This is a genomic window from Hoeflea marina, assembly GCF_003182275.1.
Taxonomy (GTDB): Bacteria; Pseudomonadota; Alphaproteobacteria; order Rhizobiales; family Rhizobiaceae; genus Hoeflea; species Hoeflea marina.
This window is the reverse complement of sequence record NZ_QGTR01000001.1, coordinates 1,194,433-1,211,290: the sequence shown is the minus strand read 5'-3', so window position 1 is coordinate 1,211,290 and position 16,858 is coordinate 1,194,433. Positions and strand designations below refer to the sequence as shown.

General features: G+C 65.0%; 17 protein-coding genes. 12 read left to right on the top strand and 5 right to left on the bottom strand.

The window, feature by feature from the left end; translation table 11 throughout:
- Window positions 1-2: 2 nt before the first annotated feature.
- Window positions 3-719 carry an ArsR/SmtB family transcription factor gene (locus tag DFR52_RS05470; RefSeq protein WP_110030842.1) on the bottom strand — a complete coding sequence of 239 codons (717 nt, stop codon included), beginning with the start codon at window positions 717-719 and terminating at the stop codon, window positions 3-5.
- Between the two features lie 608 nt (window positions 720-1,327).
- Here DFR52_RS05470 and DFR52_RS05465 point away from each other — a divergent pair.
- From DFR52_RS05465 to DFR52_RS05410, 12 genes are all read left to right on the top strand, one after another.
- The gene (locus DFR52_RS05465; protein WP_158284861.1) at window positions 1,328-1,837 is read left to right on the top strand and encodes a Csu type fimbrial protein; all 510 of its coding nucleotides are present in this window, start codon (window positions 1,328-1,330) and stop codon (window positions 1,835-1,837) included.
- A gap of 24 nt (window positions 1,838-1,861) precedes the next feature.
- Window positions 1,862-2,290 (top strand): fimbrial biogenesis chaperone, encoded by a 429-nt coding sequence (locus DFR52_RS05460; protein ID WP_110030840.1) that lies wholly within the window; start codon window positions 1,862-1,864, stop codon window positions 2,288-2,290.
- A gap of 6 nt (window positions 2,291-2,296) precedes the next feature.
- Window positions 2,297-4,732: a fimbria/pilus outer membrane usher protein gene (locus DFR52_RS05455; RefSeq protein WP_146215541.1), complete on the top strand. Its 2,436-nt coding sequence runs from the start codon at window positions 2,297-2,299 to the stop codon at window positions 4,730-4,732.
- The gene (locus DFR52_RS05450; RefSeq protein WP_110030838.1) at window positions 4,713-5,693 is read left to right on the top strand and encodes a Csu type fimbrial protein; all 981 of its coding nucleotides are present in this window, start codon (window positions 4,713-4,715) and stop codon (window positions 5,691-5,693) included. Before DFR52_RS05455 ends, DFR52_RS05450 begins: the two co-directional genes overlap by 20 nt.
- A gap of 91 nt (window positions 5,694-5,784) precedes the next feature.
- On the top strand, window positions 5,785-5,997 hold the full coding sequence (locus DFR52_RS05445; RefSeq protein WP_110030837.1) for a DUF1127 domain-containing protein: 213 nt from the start codon (window positions 5,785-5,787) through the stop codon (window positions 5,995-5,997).
- A 190-nt stretch (window positions 5,998-6,187) separates the two neighbouring features.
- Window positions 6,188-7,705, top strand: coding sequence for a helicase HerA domain-containing protein (locus DFR52_RS05440; protein ID WP_110030836.1), 1,518 nt, complete (start codon window positions 6,188-6,190; stop codon window positions 7,703-7,705).
- 167 nt (window positions 7,706-7,872) lie between these two features.
- Window positions 7,873-8,874 carry a UDP-glucuronic acid decarboxylase family protein gene (locus DFR52_RS05435; RefSeq protein ID WP_110030835.1) on the top strand — a complete coding sequence of 334 codons (1,002 nt, stop codon included), beginning with the start codon at window positions 7,873-7,875 and terminating at the stop codon, window positions 8,872-8,874.
- Between the two features lie 250 nt (window positions 8,875-9,124).
- The gene (gene rpsD / locus DFR52_RS05430; RefSeq protein WP_110030834.1) at window positions 9,125-9,742 is read left to right on the top strand and encodes a 30S ribosomal protein S4; all 618 of its coding nucleotides are present in this window, start codon (window positions 9,125-9,127) and stop codon (window positions 9,740-9,742) included.
- A 383-nt stretch (window positions 9,743-10,125) separates the two neighbouring features.
- Window positions 10,126-11,079 (top strand): glutaminase, encoded by a 954-nt coding sequence (locus tag DFR52_RS05425; protein ID WP_110030833.1) that lies wholly within the window; start codon window positions 10,126-10,128, stop codon window positions 11,077-11,079.
- 150 nt (window positions 11,080-11,229) lie between these two features.
- Entirely contained in the window at window positions 11,230-11,700 is a 471-nt protein-coding gene (locus DFR52_RS05420) for a PilZ domain-containing protein (protein ID WP_110030832.1), read from the top strand.
- 82 nt (window positions 11,701-11,782) lie between these two features.
- The gene (gene ttcA, locus DFR52_RS05415) at window positions 11,783-12,703 is read left to right on the top strand and encodes a tRNA 2-thiocytidine(32) synthetase TtcA (RefSeq protein WP_110030831.1); all 921 of its coding nucleotides are present in this window, start codon (window positions 11,783-11,785) and stop codon (window positions 12,701-12,703) included.
- On the top strand, window positions 12,700-13,530 hold the full coding sequence (locus DFR52_RS05410) for an inositol monophosphatase family protein (protein WP_110030830.1): 831 nt from the start codon (window positions 12,700-12,702) through the stop codon (window positions 13,528-13,530). The genes ttcA and DFR52_RS05410 overlap by 4 nt, the downstream gene beginning before the upstream one ends.
- Before the next feature lie 21 nt (window positions 13,531-13,551).
- Here the strand turns inward: DFR52_RS05410 and DFR52_RS05405 are convergent, their stop codons facing one another.
- The 4 genes from DFR52_RS05405 to grxD form a co-directional block, all read right to left on the bottom strand.
- Window positions 13,552-14,790 carry a multidrug effflux MFS transporter gene (locus DFR52_RS05405; RefSeq protein ID WP_110031149.1) on the bottom strand — a complete coding sequence of 413 codons (1,239 nt, stop codon included), beginning with the start codon at window positions 14,788-14,790 and terminating at the stop codon, window positions 13,552-13,554.
- A 310-nt stretch (window positions 14,791-15,100) separates the two neighbouring features.
- Entirely contained in the window at window positions 15,101-15,814 is a 714-nt protein-coding gene (locus DFR52_RS05400; protein WP_110030829.1) for a TIGR02453 family protein, read from the bottom strand.
- Window positions 15,811-16,395: a YtoQ family protein gene (locus DFR52_RS05395; RefSeq protein ID WP_210205764.1), complete on the bottom strand. Its 585-nt coding sequence runs from the start codon at window positions 16,393-16,395 to the stop codon at window positions 15,811-15,813. Before DFR52_RS05395 ends, DFR52_RS05400 begins: the two co-directional genes overlap by 4 nt.
- Window positions 16,396-16,411: 16 nt before the next feature.
- Window positions 16,412-16,747: a Grx4 family monothiol glutaredoxin gene (gene grxD / locus DFR52_RS05390; protein WP_110030828.1), complete on the bottom strand. Its 336-nt coding sequence runs from the start codon at window positions 16,745-16,747 to the stop codon at window positions 16,412-16,414.
- Window positions 16,748-16,858 lie beyond the last annotated feature (111 nt).

Sequence of the window (16,858 nt, the reverse complement as noted above, 5' to 3'; positions counted from 1 at the left end):
CGTCAGCGGGGAGGCCGCAGCATCTCCGAGGCAATCCCGAATGTCTCGGTGAAACCGCGCTCGCCGGCGCGGGTGACCTCCAGGGCGCGGGAGTCGCGTATGGTGCGCACCCAGCCGCGCTCGATCGACCTGGCCAGCAACGAGGCGCCGAGCCGGCCGCCCAGATGCATGCGGCGCTCGCTCCAGTCGAGACAGGTGCGGCAGAGTGGCCGGGCCGTCCTCGGCTTTGACTCGAGATCGATTCCAAACCCGGCGAAGAAGCGGCGACCGTCGTCTGTGACAAGGCCCGACCGGTCCTCGATGATGATCAGGCCGCGTTCGGTGAGCGAATCGGTCAGCGCCACCGCGATCCGCCCCGCCATGTGGTCGTAGCAGGTGCGGGCGTGGCGCATGGCCAGATCCTTCGGCCCGGTGGGCCGGTGCCGCGCCGGGCCCGCGGCGGCAAGATTGCCAAGCCCTTCCAGGATCTCGGCAACAGCGGGCGAGGCGAGGCGGAAATAGCGGTGGCGGCCCTGTTTCTCCATCAGCACCAGCTTTCCGTCGACAAGCCTGGCCAGATGGCCCGACGTTGTCGGGGCGCTGACACCGGCGTGGTGGGCGAGCTCGGTTGCCGTCAGCGCCTTGCCGCCCATCAGCGCATGCAGAATATTGGAGCGCGCGACATCGCCGATCAAGGCGGCGACGGTCGCTATGCTCAGTCCTGTTGCCTGGTTTGTCATGCCAGAAGCCTAGCGCGCCGCGGCGTCCAAGTCACCGGCCGATGCTTCGGCCATGACCGAAGCGTGGCACGGATCCGGGCGTCCGTCGGGGCGCCTGGGATCGCAGGAACGGCGGAGGCATGGATGTGAGGCCTGTCGGGGCGCCGTGCATCAGGTCGAGCCGCGCGGGCAAGGGGAAGCGCGAGCCAGTCAAGGTAAGCAGGTGTTTTTGTCTCGGTGCAAAAGCAATATTAAGTATAAGTATCCCCGTTGCGACACGCGGTTATTCAGCCTCCCGGCGCTGCGGTCGATCTCCTCCGCCGGGATCTCCTCGGCACCGCTGCATTGGAGATAATGGTCGCGCAGCCAATGCGTTGGGCGGCATAATTCTGCCGGACGAAGCGGGGCAATCCAAGAAAACCGTATATTATCAATGCGCAATTCGTTAACCCTCAGGCGAGGGGGCGGGTTTGAAATGGAACGAATTTCCATTGCGACGGCTGGTGTCCCATCCGGAGATAAAACTGGCACGTTGACGTTTTGTTAATGTTTGAGGCGCCTTTTCAATGTTGCCAAGCCATCGCAATGACTTCGCTGTTCCAAAATCTCTCTAATGTAAGGACTTCATGATGAAGTATTTCATTGCCTCTACAGTTCTCTCGGCTGCAACAATTCTTTCTGCGACTTCAGTCTTCGCGCAGACGGCAACCGACAATATGGCCGTATCCATGACGGTTGCGGCCGAATGCACGATCGCTGCCGAGGCGCTTCCTTTCGGCACGGTCGGCATCGTCGATGCCGATATTGACGTGGATACCAGCGTCACCGTTCAATGCACCGCAGGTTCGGATTATGTGATTTCCTTCGGAGACGGCCTTGGCGCCACTGCGACCACGGCTGCGCGCGAACTGACCAACACGACCACTGCCGATTTTGCCACCTATTCGCTCTATCAGGACGATTTGCGCACTGTCGTATGGGGCAGTGAAGCCGGCGTCGACACTCCCGCCGCATCGGTGGCCACAGGCGTAGATGAAATCATCCCGGTCTACGGCCGGGTCGATGGCGGGCAGAATGTCCCAACGGGCACCTACGAAGACACCGTGGTTGCCACGATCACCTACGGCACAAGCCTTTAATCCCGCATCGACAAGGATGATCCCATGACCTTCACGCGCCTTATCGCTGCGAGCCTCGCCGCCTGCCTGATTGCGGGGGCAGCACAGGCTGCCTCCCTGCGGGTTTCGCCGATCACCCTGGACCTGAAGATGGGGGCTTCGGCTTCCACCGTCAGGCTCTGGAACGAGGACCGGACCGCGACCAATGTCCAGGTGCGGGTGTTCCGCTGGACCAAGGTGAACGGCAAGGATCGCCTTGAGCCCACGACCGATGTGGTGGCCAGCCCGCCGATCACCAAGCTCGCGCCCGGGTCCGAGAATGTCATCCGGGTTGTCCGCGTCAGCAAGAAGCCGGTTTCCGGCACGGAGGCCTACCGGTTGCTCATCGACGAGCTCCCGGATGCCAGCAAGCGCGTGCCGGGGCAGGTCAAGGTGCTGGTCCGTCATTCGATACCCGTCCGCTTTACCGAATAGGCCGAGGTGACGAGCTCCACCGGCCTGAGGCTGGCCGTTGCCGGGTTGGCACTGATGTGCCTGCCCGCCGCGGCGATGGCGCGATCCGGGGACGTGTCTCCGGATCGCGATCTGCCTGACAGCCAGGCAAGCGCCGGTCCGGCCGTCGGCCGCGACCTGTTCCTGGTCGTGTCGGTGAACGGCAGGGACACGGAACTGGTGGCGGCCTTTCACCAGGACGCCGACGGCACGCTGACGATCGAAGCCGACCAGCTACGCAATGTCGGCATCCTGCCGGTCGCCGTGGCGACGCTGCCGGACGGGCGCATCCGGATCGACCTGCTGCCCGGCGTGCGCTTCGTCTTTGACGAACTCAACCAGAGCATCGCGTTCACGGCCGATGATGCACAGCAGGCGCCCCGCATCATCGACGCCAGGCTGCGGCGCGGCGGCGGCAAGAAGCCGGAGCCAGAGCAGGCGCAGTCTTCCTACGGCGCACTGCTGAATTATTCGCTGGTCGGCGCCATGGACAATTCCAACGACGGCGGGCGCTTCGACTTTTCCGGGCTCAGCGGCGCCTTCGAGGCTCGCGCCTTCGGTCCGTTGGGCGTGCTCGCCACATCCTTCATCGCCAGCACCTCCGACAATGTCTATTTCGACAACACGCGGCTGGAGACCACCTGGCGCTATTCGGACCAGTCGCGGATGTTGAGCTACAGCGCAGGCGACATCATCACCGGCGGACTGTCGTGGACGCGGTCGACCCGGCTCGGCGGCTTCCAGATCCAACGGAACTTCGCGCTGCGCTCCGACCTGGTCACCTTCCCGGTGCCGGGCCTGTCGGGCAGCGCCGCCGTGCCCTCGACGGTCGAGGTCTATCTCAACAATGCGCGCCGCTTCACGAGCCCGGTTGATGCGGGACCTTTCGAAATTACCAACCTGCCGATCGTCGACGGCGCCGGCAATGCGCGTATCGTCGTCACGGATGCGCAGGGCCAGGAGGTGGTGAGCGAAAGCAGCTTCATCACCTCCAACCAGCTGTTGTCCCCGGGCCTGATGGACTTCTCCGCCGAGGTGGGCTTCGCGCGGATCGGCTACGGCGTTGAGTCCAATGTCTACGATCGCCGCCCCTATGGCTCGGCCACCTTCCGTACGGGCATCACCAACCGGCTGACGCTGGAGGCTCATGCGGAGGGTGGCGCCGATCTCATCAACGGCGGTGGCGGGGTGGTGATCGCGGCCCCCGTGCTGGGCGTCGTGTCCGTGTCGGCCGCGGGCAGCTACAGCTCCGGCGAGCGCGGCCACCAGCTGGTCGCCTCGCTGAAGAGGGACCTTCTGGGCCTGCACCTTTCGGCGCGGGTGCAGCGCAGTTTCGGCCATTACCAGGACATCGCCTCGGTGACGGCGGCGGATGTCGACATCGAGACCGGTCTGTTTTCGATGTCCGCCGATCCGCCCCGGGCGCTGGAGCAGGTCGCTGTCTCGGTGCCGCTGGCGTTCGACAGCTCCAACCTCAATTTCAGCTACACGCATCTCGAGACAACGGAGGGAGACCACACCCGGATTGTCGGCGTATCCTACAACCGGCCGGTCTTCGGCGGCAGTTCGTTCTCGGTGTCGGCACTCAAGGACCTGGAGGCAGGAAACGTCGGTGTCTATGCAAGCCTGGTGATCCCGATCGGAGCCGACACGACGTCCGCCACTGCGGCCGCCTACCAGGAGGGAGACTATGCCATCACCGAGCGGCTCACCCGCTCGCAGGGCCAGAAGATCGGCGACTACGGATGGAGCGTGGCCCGCCAGCAGTCAGACAGTTCGGTGACGCAGGCTTCGGCGAGCTACCGCACCTCGGTCGGCAACATCACCGGCCGTGCCGCCCAGCGCGAGACCGGCACCCAGGCGAGCCTCAGGCTTGACGGCGCGGTGATAGCCGCGGGTGGTGGGGTGTTCTTCTCCAACCGGATCGGCGACGCCTTCGCCATCGTCGACGCCGGGGCGCCCGGTGTGGATGTGCAGTACGAAAACCGCCCCGCTGGCGTGACGGACCGCAACGGGAAGCTCCTGCTGCCGCGGCTGCGCTCCTACCAGCGCAACCGCATCTCCATCGATCCGACCGACCTGCCGCTCGACGCAGTGGTCAACAACACCCGGGATGTCGTCATGCCGGCCGACCGGTCCGGCATCGTGGTGAAGTTCGATGTCGACACCGATGCCGCCGCCGCCCTTGTTGCCTTCACCAGGCCGGACGGGTCCGCCGTCGAGATGGGGGCGATCGGCCGGATCGCGGCGGACGCGGAGCCCTTTGTGGTCGGCTATGACGGCCAGGCCCTCGTCGAGAACCTGCAGGCGACCAACCGTGTCACGTTGGAACTCCAGGATGGCACGACCTGTGTCGCAGCGTTCAACTACATCGCCCAGCCGGGCAAGCCAGTGAGTATTTCCGATGCCATATGCCAGCCATAGTCTCCCGCCGAGCCTCGCGCTCCGCGCCATCCTTGCGGCCGCCGCGCTGGCTGCCAGCATCACGGTGGCGGCGGCAGCCAGCTGCACCGCCAGCATCGACGACATGAATTTCGGCGCTGTCGATACCCTGGCGGGTCTGTCCTCCGAGGGCAGCGCCCAGGTGGCCATCAGCTGCGACGGCGTGACCGAGTCCGCAACGGTTGTGACCGTCTGCGGCAATCTGGGCGCCGGCAGCGGCGGCGCCAATGGCAGCATCCGGCGCCTCGTTTCGGGTGGCAATTCACTCGACTACCAGCTGTTCGGCGACAGCGGCCGCGGCGCCTCCTGGGGATCGTTCGACGACACGACGCTGGGCCAGCCCAAGACAATCCAGCTGTCGGCCTCCAGCGGTACGGCAAGCGGCGAGGTGACGCTGTACGGAAGCGTCTCGGCCGGCCAGGTCGGCGCGGCGACAGGCAGCTATCTGTCAACCTTCACGGGTGCCGGCGCGGCCTTCTATTATGCCGAGGGCAGTACGCTTGATTGCGCCGCACCCGCCACCGGAACCCTGACCCAGGCAAGCTTCAGCGTGACGGCGAGCGTGGATGCAAATTGCCTCATCGAGGTGGAGGACATCGATTTCGGTCTGCACGGCATCATCGACAGCGACGTGACCGCCAGCGGCAGCATCAACGTGACCTGCACGCCAGGCACGAACTACCATGTCACCATGGGCGGTGGCCTCGGCGGGGTCGCCGACCCGGAGCAGCGGCTGATGCAATCGGGCAGCGACACCATCATCTACGGGCTCTATTCCGATGCCGCCTTCACCATGCCCTGGGGAATGGATGGCGGCACCCAGGTTACCGGCACCGGCGCGGGATCGGAACAGGCGCTCCCGGTCTACGGCCGTGTCGCGCCGCAGGCGGCTGCACCGGGCCAGTACAGCGACACCGTGGTGGTGACCATCACCTACAACTGAATGCCGCCTCAAGACTTCGACGACCACCGAAACATGGCTGCACCGTTCCGCGCTAACCGTCTGCTTTGCAGATGCGGGAGACAGCGCGGACATGGCGCAAGACAGAGACTTGGAAGCCGGGCGAGAGGCACGGCGCGTGAAGCAGCGGCCGATTCGCAAAGTGTGCAGGCTGGTGCTGGTGACCTGGCCCGGGCGGCGGCGTCAACGGCGGCATCTATCGGATCTGGACGCCGAAGGGCTGCGGGATATCGGCAAGACGAAATGCCAGGCGCTGCGCGAGGCGCGGCGGTGGTTCTGGGATTGAGCGGCGAGGGCGGTACGCGGACCGGGAGTCTCCGGAGCCTCCGGGATCAGGGTGGGGCCGAAAGCCGCAGCCCGAATTCCTGTGTATTTCCGAGATCGCGGACACCGCCATGCCAAAATTCTGCTAGGGGATGCGGTGGCCGGCCGTTTGGGGAATCGGTCGATGCGTACAGTTCACGGGGTAGAGCCAGGTGCAGGTCGGAATTGACATGGGTAGCCTGACCGGCGGGCAGCCGGCCATGCTCGACATCGAGGAGTTGCTGGCCACCCGTCTTCTGGTGCAGGGCAATTCCGGCTCCGGCAAGTCGCATCTCCTGCGCCGTCTGCTTGAACAGTCGGCGCAATGGGTCCAGCAGGTCATCATCGATCCTGAGGGTGATTTCGTCACGCTGTCGGAGAAGTACGGTCATCTCGTTGTCGACGGCGAGCGCAGCGAGGCGGAACTCGCCGGCATCGGCAGCCGCATCCGCCAGCACCGGGTCTCCTGCGTGCTGTCGCTGGAAGGCCTCGACGTCGAGCAGCAGATGCGCGCGGCGGCTGTCTTTCTCAACGCCATGTTCGATGCGGAGCATGAATACTGGTTTCCGGTGCTGGTGGTGGTCGACGAGGCGCAGCTGTTTGCTCCGGCCGTGGGCGGCGACGTTTCCGAGGACGCGCGCAAGATGTCGCTCGGCGCCATGACCAACCTGATGTGCCGCGGCCGCAAGCGCGGACTGGCCGGTGTGATCGCCACGCAACGGCTGGCAAAACTTGCCAAGAACGTGGCCGCGGAAGCCTCCAATTTCCTGATGGGACGAACGTTTCTCGACATCGACATGGCGCGCGCCGCCGACCTGCTCGGCATGGACCGCCGGCAGGCGGAGATGTTCCGGGATCTGAAGCGCGGCAATTTCGTCGGTCTCGGCCCGGCGCTGTCGCGGCGGCCGTTGCCGATCTCCATCGGCGAGGTGCAGACCCAGGCGCGCTCGTCGAGCCCGAAGCTGATGCCGATGCCGGAGGCTGTCGCCGACGTCGAGGATCTGATCTTCACGCCGGATCCCGAGGAATTCAGCCGGCTGACGGCACGGCGGACGCGGCCCGCGCCGCGGCCGACAACGGACATCCTGGCGGAGCTGTCACGGGCGACGCCGATGGCGGACCAGCCTCTGGTCAAGCCCGTCCAGTCCGGCGCGCCCGTCCTGTCGGCCAAGGAGCGCGAGCAGCGCCTTGCCGATGTGCTGAGCGAGATCCTCGCCGATCCGCAGTCCGCCTATCGGACCGACGCACTGCTCTACCAGGACTTCCTGGTGCGGGCGCGGATGCGGCGGGTGTCCGGCCCGCCGATGCCTATGGGCGAGTTCCGCCGCCGGGTCGCCGTCATCCGATCCGGCGTCGATCCTGAAACGGCGGCATCCGAGGCCTGGGCCACAGCGCTGGCGCTTTCGGCCGGTGTCTCGGAAGACCTGCAGGGCGTTTTCCTGATGCTGGCCAATGCCGCGCTGCATGGCGATGCCTGCCCGTCGGACGCCCGGATCGCGCGCGCCTACGGCACCCATTCCGCACGCCGGGCCCGCCGGCTGCTCGGCTATTTCGAGGAGCAGGGACTGATCATCGTGCATGCGGATTTCTCCGGCAAGCGCATCGTCGGCATTCCCGAACTGCAGGCCGAGACGGCCCCTGGGGCCGCGGATGCCGCCGAGAACGACGGCAGCGCACAGGCGGCCGAGTAGGTGCCGCGAGGCCTGTCTGACCGGACGCGGACCGACGCATGCCGACCCCTTGTGTTTGGCGTCCGGAATGCGGATAAGGTCGCGGCGATCACCTGCCGGACCATTGTTTGCCCGCTTTGCGGGCTTGATCGGCATCGCGCCCGATGGGTGGGGGACGTTGGGACGATATGGCAAAACGTGTGCTGGTTACCGGAGGCGCGGGATTCGTCGGAGCGCATCTCTGCAGGCGTCTGGTCGAACGCGGCGACAGGGTGACATGTCTCGACAATCTATCCAGCGGTTCGGCCGCCAACGTGGCGCCGCTCAAGACCAGCAACCGCTTCGATCTGGTGCGCTCGGATGTGCGGGCCGCTTTCGACTTCGACGTCGACGAGATCTACAATCTGGCTTCGCCCGCTTCGCCGCCCCGCTACCAGGCCGATCCGGTCGGCACGATGATGACCAATGTCACCGGCGCGCTGCACGTGCTGGAACTCGCCGAGCGCCGCGGCGCCAAGGTGCTGCAGGCGTCGACATCGGAGGTCTACGGCGATCCGAAAATTCATCCCCAGCCTGAAAGCTATTGGGGCAATGTCAATCCGACGGGTGTCCGCGCCTGCTATGACGAGGGCAAGCGCGCGGCCGAGGCGCTGTTCTGCGATTTCCAGCGCAGCCGCGGCGTCCGTATCCGGCTGGCGCGCATATTCAACACCTATGGCCCCGGCATGGACATCGATGACGGCCGCGTGGTGTCGAATTTCATCGTGCAGGCGCTCAGGGGCGACAGCCTGACGATCCATGGCGATGGCAGCCAGACTCGCTCGTTCTGCTATCGCGACGATCTCGTGACCGGGCTGATCGCATTGATGGATGCGGACGACGAGGTCGGCTTTCCCGTCAATCTCGGCAATCCGGTGGAATTCACCATGGTGGAACTGGCGCGGATGGTGATCGAACTCACGGGATCGGTGTCGCGGCTCGAGCATCGGCCGCTGCCGTCGGACGACCCCGCGTTGCGCTGCCCCGACATCACGCTGGCGCGGAGTCTGCTGGGCTGGGAGCCGAAGCTGGACCTCAGGGCAGGGCTCCGCCTGACCATCGCAGATTTTTCGGCGCGGCTTGGGCTGGCGGCGGACCTTGCCCACAGGATCGCCGATGCAGGATCTGGTCATCGCGACCCCGCTCCCTGATCCGGAAGCAACCTGGGGCCCAACCAGGCTCGAACAGCGCCTTCCGCGTTGACAAGACGTCGACGATCGCCTAGATCACCGCCAGCACGGGGCGCATCCGCATCCTGTGCATTCCTACGTGTCCCGTGGATGGTTTGTCACAAAGCGTGCGTGAACCATCCTGTCAGGTCCCGAAAACGGGGGCCAGAGGAGGGCGCGTTTCCCTTGTGCCGGCTGGTTCAGCCGGCGCCAACCTTTGAGAGGAAATGCGATGAGCAAGCGCGAATCATCCAAGCACAAACTCGACCGCCGCATGGGCGAGAACATCTGGGGTCGTCCCAAGTCCCCGGTCAACCGTCGCGAATACGGCCCCGGCCAGCACGGTCAGCGCCGCAAGAGCAAGCTTTCCGACTTCGGCGTGCAGCTGCGCGCCAAGCAGAAGCTGAAGGGCTACTACGGCGACATCTCGGAAAAGCAGTTCCGCAAGACCTATGACGAAGCCAACCGGATGAAGGGCGATACGCCCGAGAACCTGATCGGCCTGCTCGAGTCGCGTCTCGACGCCGTGGTCTACCGCGCCAAGTTCGTACCGACCGTCTTTGCCGCCCGCCAGTTCGTCAACCACGGCCACGTCACCGTGAACGGCAAGCGCGTCAACATCGGCTCCTACCGCGTCAAGGCCGGCGATGTCGTCGCCGTCAAGGAAAAGTCCAAGCAGCTGGTCATCGTTCTCGATGCCGTGCAGCTGGCCGAACGCGATGTGCCCGACTACATCGAGGCGGATCACAACAAGATGACCGCCACCTATATCCGCAACCCGGTTCTGGCCGACGTGCCGTATCCGGTGGTGATGGAACCGAACCTGGTCGTCGAATTCTACTCGCGTTGATCCCAACCGGATCGACTGCCAATCAGGCCGCCCCCAGGGGCGGCCTTTTTGTTGGGCCGATACTGTCCTATATCAGGGGCCGGATCGGGCCGAATGGTCCGGAAGAGAGCTGGAGGTCTGAGCTGATCGCATTGAGAATTGGCAGCATTGGCCTGTTTCCCGGCGGTGGCGGCGGATCTCCCGCCTGACGCCTTGGCAGACGGAGCCCGTCCTGCTTCGCAGCAGGCCACCGCACCGTCGACTATTGCAGGCAAGCCGCCGCGCGGACGCGGACAGCGAACTGGCCCCGGCGCGCCTTGGATTTGCGTGGACGATTGCTCAAGCCGCCTCCCGGGCGGCTTTTGTTGTTGACGCAGCATCCCGCTTTCCAGCATGAAACCTGCATGAACATTCACAGAAGCTCCGAGCTGGACGGCATCCAGGACATCCTCGACGAGATCGCGGCGGCGATGGCGAGCCGAACCGACCGCGGCAAGGCTGCGGGCTATATCCCCGAGCTTGCCTGCGTGGACACTGGCCAGTTCGCCATCGCGGTGGCGGGCGTCGACGGCCAGGTGTTCTGCGGCGGCGACGTGGGGACGCCGTTCTCGATCCAGAGCGTTTCCAAGGTCTTCACCCTGACGCTGGCGCTCGGCAAGCTCGGCGACACGATCTGGAGCCGGGTGGGGCGCGAGCCATCCGGCAATGCCTTCAACTCGATCATGCAGCTCGAGCACGAGAAGGGCCGGCCGCGAAATCCCTTCATCAATGCCGGCGCCATCACCGTTGCCGATCTGATCCTGGCCGGGCACGCGCCGCGCGAGGCGATCGGCGAGATCATCCGCTTTGTCCGCTTCCTCGCCGATGACGAGACCATCGCAATCGATGAAAAGGTTGCGCGGTCCGAGCTCGACCATGGCGACCGCAATGCCTCGCTGGCGCATTTCATGCGCTCCTTCGGACGGCTCGACAATCCGGTCGACCATGTGCTGGGCGTCTATTTCCACCATTGCGCGCTCGCCATGACCTGCCGGCAGCTGGCTGTCTCCGGCCTGTATCTGGCGGCAGGCGGCATGAATCCGATGACCGGGACGCGGGTGATCTCGGCCGAGCGGGCGCGGCGCATCAACGCGCTGATGCTGACCTGCGGCCACTATGACGGGTCCGGCGAATTCGCCTATCGCGTCGGCCTGCCGGGCAAGAGCGGCGTCGGCGGCGCCATACTCGCCGTGGCACCGGGAAAGGCGGCGATCGCTGTGTGGTCGCCAGGTCTGGACCCGGTCGGCAACTCCAAGCTGGGGGCCGAAGCGCTCGAAATGCTCGCACAGCGCACCGGCTGGTCGGTCTTCGGCGCCTGACGCACCGGTGCGGTCCGGCTTTCCCTGTTAATCGTGCATCTGGCTGCATTTCGCGCCACTTGAGGGTGTGTTGGTAACACTCTCCGGTCCTTATGCTTGCAGGCCAGGATCGCCGCGTGCGTTCGAACAGGCCGGGAAGCGCGGATTCGAGTGGACGGCAGCAAATCACAGACAGACGAGCAGGCGCCCGAAGCTGAACGAGCGCTCCGCAGGCGGGTGCTCAAGGGCGCCCTTGTCGCCATCAACCACGAGTTCAGTTCGATCCCGTGCACGATGCGCAATCTCAGTGACACTGGCACGCGCCTCGATTTCGAGGATGGCTGGTTCGTGCCCGACCGGTTCTTTCTCTTCGTCGATGTCGATGGCTACAAGATCGAATGTGAACGCGTCTGGCAGAAGGGCAAGAGCTGCGGCGTGCGCTTCGTCGGTCCGAAGATCCCGTCCGGCCCGCAACGGCAGCAGGCTCTGAGCGAAGATCATCCGCCTGACGAGGCTGCCGCACGGCCTGCAGATTCCCCGGCACGGCGTGCAGCGTCCCCGGCGGGGCCTGCAGCGCCGCCGCCCGCACATGGGGAGCGCAAGAGCGGAGGCTTTGGCAGGCGCGTCCCCGACAAGAGCTGAGCCCAAGCCAACCGGAGGCGCTTTCCCCCCGGATCGATCCGCGCTATGGGGGAGCCGCGCGCAGCTCGGAAGGACCGGCCCGATGGATCAGCAATTGGCAGACAGCCGCCGGGACCCGGCCGATGCAAGCTCCGACGACGAGGTGGTCGACGGCGGCGGACCGCAACTGTTTGCCCATGCGCCGCGCTCGGTGTCGTTCAACAAGCTGAGAAAACGGCTGGTGCGCCAGGTCCGCCAGGCGATCGAGGATTTCACCATGCTGCCGCCACCAGCCAGCGCAGGGGGGAAGCCGCAGCGCTGGCTGGTGGCGCTGTCGGGTGGCAAGGATTCCTACGGGTTGCTGGCGGTGCTGATGGATCTCAAATGGCGCGGCCTGCTGCCGGTGGATCTGCTTGCCTGCAATCTCGACCAGGGCCAGCCGAACTTTCCCAAGCACATCCTGCCCGACTATCTCAAGAGCCACGGCATCCCGCACCGGATCGAATACCGCGACACCTATTCCATCGTCACCGAGAAGGTGCCGGAGGGGGCTACCTATTGTGCGCTGTGCTCGCGGCTCAGGCGCGGTAATCTCTACCGGATCGCCCGCGAGGAGGGCTGCGACGCCCTGGTGCTTGGCCATCACCGCGAGGACATTCTCGAGACCTTCTTTCTCAACCTCTTCCATGGCGGTCGGCTGGCAGCGATGCCGCCCAAGCTGCTCAATGACGACGGCAACGTCATGGTGCTGCGCCCGCTGGCCTATTGCGCCGAAGAGGATCTGGCGCGGTTTGCCGAGGCGATGGCGTTCCCGATCATTCCCTGCGATCTCTGCGGCTCGCAGGACGGGCTGCAGCGCAATGCGATGAAGGACATGATCGCCGACATCGAGCGGCGCATGCCGGGGCGCAAGGAATCGATGATCCGGGCACTGGCCCATGTGCGGCCATCGCAGCTGATGGACAGGACGCTGTTTGATTTTACCGCTCTGGCGGCCCCACCCAAGGACGGACTTCCCGAATGAGCTTTGCATCTTCCGACATGGACTGGCTGGCGAACCTGCTGGCCGAAACCGCCGCGGCCGAAATCATGCCGCGCTTCCGGCGGCTCGATTCGGGTGACATCCGCCAGAAGACGTCGGCCGCCGACCTGGTGACGGAGGCCGACGTCAACGCCGAGCGGGTGATCACCGCGGCGCTGAAGGCGCGATATCCCGGTGCCACCGTGCTCGGCGAGGAGGCGGTGTCGGACAACGCAACGCTGCTCGACGGCTGGGTCGGCGAGGGCCTTGCCTTCGTCATCGACCCGGTCGACGGCACCTTCAACTTCGCCTCAGGCGTGCCGGTGTTCGGGGTCATGCTGGCGGTGGTGCAGAACGGCGAGACAATCGGCGGGATCATCCATGATCCGGTCGGCAAGGATTTCATCATGGCGGAAAAGGGCGGCGGCGCGCGCTGGCGCCCATCGGCCGGGGCCGAGCGGGCGATGAGCGTGGCGACGCCACGTGAAGTCAGCCAGATGATCGGGGCAGTGTCCTGGTCCTATATGGACGAGCCGGAGCGGGCCATGCTGGCGCGCAACCAGACGGCCTGCATGGGGCAGGTCGCCTATCGCGCCGCCGCCCAGGAGTATCGGCTGCTGGCCGAGGGTGCGATTCACTTCATCGTCTACAACAAGTTGATGCCGTGGGACCACCTGCCGGGCACGCTGATCGTGGAGGAGGCCGGCGGCTATGTCCGGCGCTTCGACGGCAGCGTCTACCGGCCGGACCATGTCGACGGCGGCCTGCTGGCGGCGTCCGATCCCGACAGCTGGCATGCGCTGCGCGAGGTGCTTTGGCGGCCTTTGTAGCGGCCGCGTCCAGCCTCCGAACTATTCCGTGGTGCCGAACAGGACGCCCTTTTCGGCGATGAACACCATCACCAGGGCTATGCCCGCAACAGCGGCATAGCCGATGGCCAGCGGGAATATGGTGCCGTCATAGGCCTGGCCGATCAGCGCGCCCACCAGTCCGCCTCCCACAGTCTGGGCAAAACCGAGCACGGAGGAGGCGGTTCCTGCCACCGCGCCGAGCGGCTCCATGGCGATCGAATTGAAATTGGCGCCGACGAAGCCGAACAGCGGCATCATCAGAAGCGCGATGCCGTAGAACTGCCAGAACGGAACCGGCCCCATCGAGGCCAGAACCGCCAGCAGCACGGCCAGGACGAAATAGGCAGCCAGCGCCGTGTGCGACAACCGACGCTGGCCGAACCGTCCGACAAGCAGCGAATTGACGAAGGACGAGCCCGCCATCACCACGGCGACCATCGCGAAGGCGATCGGGAACCAGGCGCCCAGGCCGTAGATGTCGACATAGATCGGCTGGGCGACATTGAGGAAGCCGAAGAGCGAACCGAAATAGAAGGCCGTCGCCAGCGTGTAGAAGGTCGTCTGCCGGTTCGACAGCACCAGCGCGAAGGCCTGGCCGACGCTTGCCACGGTCAGCGGCCGGCGCTGGTCGAGCGGCAGTGTCTCGGGCAGGCGCAGGAGCGCCCAGGCGCCGACGAGCGCTGCGACGACCGCCATGAACAGGAAGATGAGGTGCCATTCGCCGAACAGGATGATGCCCTGGCCGGTCAGCGGCGCGATCACCGGCACCACCATGAACACCATCATCACCAGCGACATCGTGGCGGCCATGCCGCGGCCGTGATGGGTGTCGCGGACGATCGAGATGGCGATGACGCGGGTGGCGGCGGCGCCGATGCCCTGCAGGACGCGGGCGGCGAGCAGGAACTCGAAGCTCGGCGCATAGGCGCCGGCGGCGGCGCAGGCGACATAGAGGCAGATCCCGATGAGCAGCGGCGCGCGGCGCCCGTAGCGATCCGAAATCGGCCCGAAAAAAAGCTGTGCACCACCAAAGCCGATGACATAGGCGAGCAGCACATACTGCACCTTGTTCGGATCGGCGAGGCCGAGGCTCGCGGCCATGTTGGGAAATGCCGGCAGCATGATGTCGATGGCAAGCGCATTGAGCGCCATCAGGGCGGCGATGATGGCAATGAATTGCCTGCGGCCAATCCCCATGATGGTGGGTTGCTCAGGGGTCGGCGCGGTCTGCATGTTCATGAAATCCATCCGGTGGCGAGCGCCCGGTCCGTTCCGGCGTTCGATTGAAACCGATCCCGTTTCCGCTGACCGGGATCCCGGGGCAGTGTCATCAGGGTGGCGGTGCGCGCGGGAAGCAGCAGGCGGTGCGTCCGGGATACGGACCATGACCGCGTCCATACCGCCGGTGGCCACGCCAGGCAAGTCTTCAAGGAGGAAACACTACGAATCCACTCTCACATTAGTGTTTCCGCGGAACTGGGTGCAACGGTCTGCCGCCGGATCGACCGGCGGCCGCAGCGTAACCTGCCGGGAGACCGGCCTCAAAGGCTCAGCGGGTGGTTTCGTCGCGGGCGGCGCGCACCGGGTCGACCGCGCGCCAGCCGAAATTGAGAAAGGGCTGGGCCGCCGCGGCGAGTTCGACGATGTCGTCGAGAAGCTGCGTTCCCGACAGGCGTTCGGGATCGAATCGCTTCGACACCGTCAGGTGGCGGCGCCTGAGATGGGCCAGCAATTCTGGTTCGACAACAGTTTCGAAGCCGCGCGGCGTGCGCTTGAGCGAGTCTTCGTCATCCATCGCGAGGCCGAGAGCCTCAAGCGGCGCGAGACTCGCCTTGTATTCGTCGAAGCGCCTGACGATCGCTTCGCGAAAGGCGCGGTGTTCGTCAGGTTCCATGAAGTAGAAGCCTGCGGCCAGACGGCAGACATCGGGCCCGACATGGACATAGAGCAGGCCGGGATCGCTTTTCAGGCCGGTGCGGGTGACGACGGCGCTGACATGGGTCTTGTAGGGGTTCTTGTCCTTGGCGAAGCGAACGTCGCGGTTGATGCGAAAAACAGATGTCCTGCGCGTGCAGGTGAGCGGAATTCCGTCGGCGGCAAGCCGCTCGGCAAGATCGTCCACAAGTCTGCCGAGCGGCTCCTGCAGTTCGGATTCGTAGAGCGCCTTGTTTTCCTGGAACCACCCCCTGTCCTGATGGAAACCGAGCGCCTTGAGGAAAGGCAGGGCCTTTTCGCCGAAGCCGGAATAGGTGGTCCAGTTCATCGGCTGGCCGCCTTGTCGGTGTAACCCGGCAGGTCGCCGTCGATGACATATCGCAGGATCGCTACGACCTGCTCAGGACTGCTGGTTACAGCGAGGGCCGCGGCGTCGACTTCCTTGAGCGCGTGTGCATGCTCATCCTGATGCATGACGATGAGGGGTTTGCCGAGAGCAGCGGCGAACCCGGCGTCGAAGGCTGCGTTCCACTGCCTGTATTTCTCGCCGAAGCGGACGACGACGATATCGGCTTTTTCAATCAGCGAGCGGGTGCGGATGGCGTTGATCTGTGCCCCCTTGTGGTCATGCCAGAACTTGTCGGGCTCGGATCCGAGCAGCGCCACGCCGACATCATCGGAGGCTTCATGATGGGTGACGGGGCGCGTGAAGATCACGGCGAGGCCGGCAGTCATCGAACCGCGGGCGATTTCGTCACGCCAGTCGCTATGAATCTCTCCCGACAGATAGACCGTCCATGTCATCATCTTGCTCCCATTCACGTCCGCGCGGATCGAGCCGTCTTTCAGGCTCCAAGCGGTGGCGGCGCTGAAACGAAAAGAGGCGGAAAATCCGCCTCTTGCCGTCATTCTCTGCGAAATTGATTCAGGCAGCGCCCTTGACCGGAATGCCGGCCTCGGTGAGGTGCGACTGCAGTTCGTTGTTCTGGAACATCTCACGGATGATGTCGCAGCCGCCGACGAATTCGCCCTTCACATAGAGCTGCGGAATGGTTGGCCAGTTGGAGTATTCCTTGATGCCGTTGCGCAGCGAGTCATCGGCCAGCACGTTGATGCCCTTGTAGGGCACGCCGAGATAATCCAGGATCTGCACGACCTGGCCGGAGAAACCGCATTGCGGAAACTGCGGCGTGCCCTTCATGAACACCACGACGTCGTTGGTTTTCACTTCGTTGTCGATGAAATCACTGATGCCGGCCATGGGATTGTCCTTTCACACGCGGGGTCAAGATCCGCTGCTGAATGTTGTGCCCCCTAGATAACATGGCGGCGGGCAAATTCCAGCGGGTGCGGCGAAAAAACCCGGCGATGC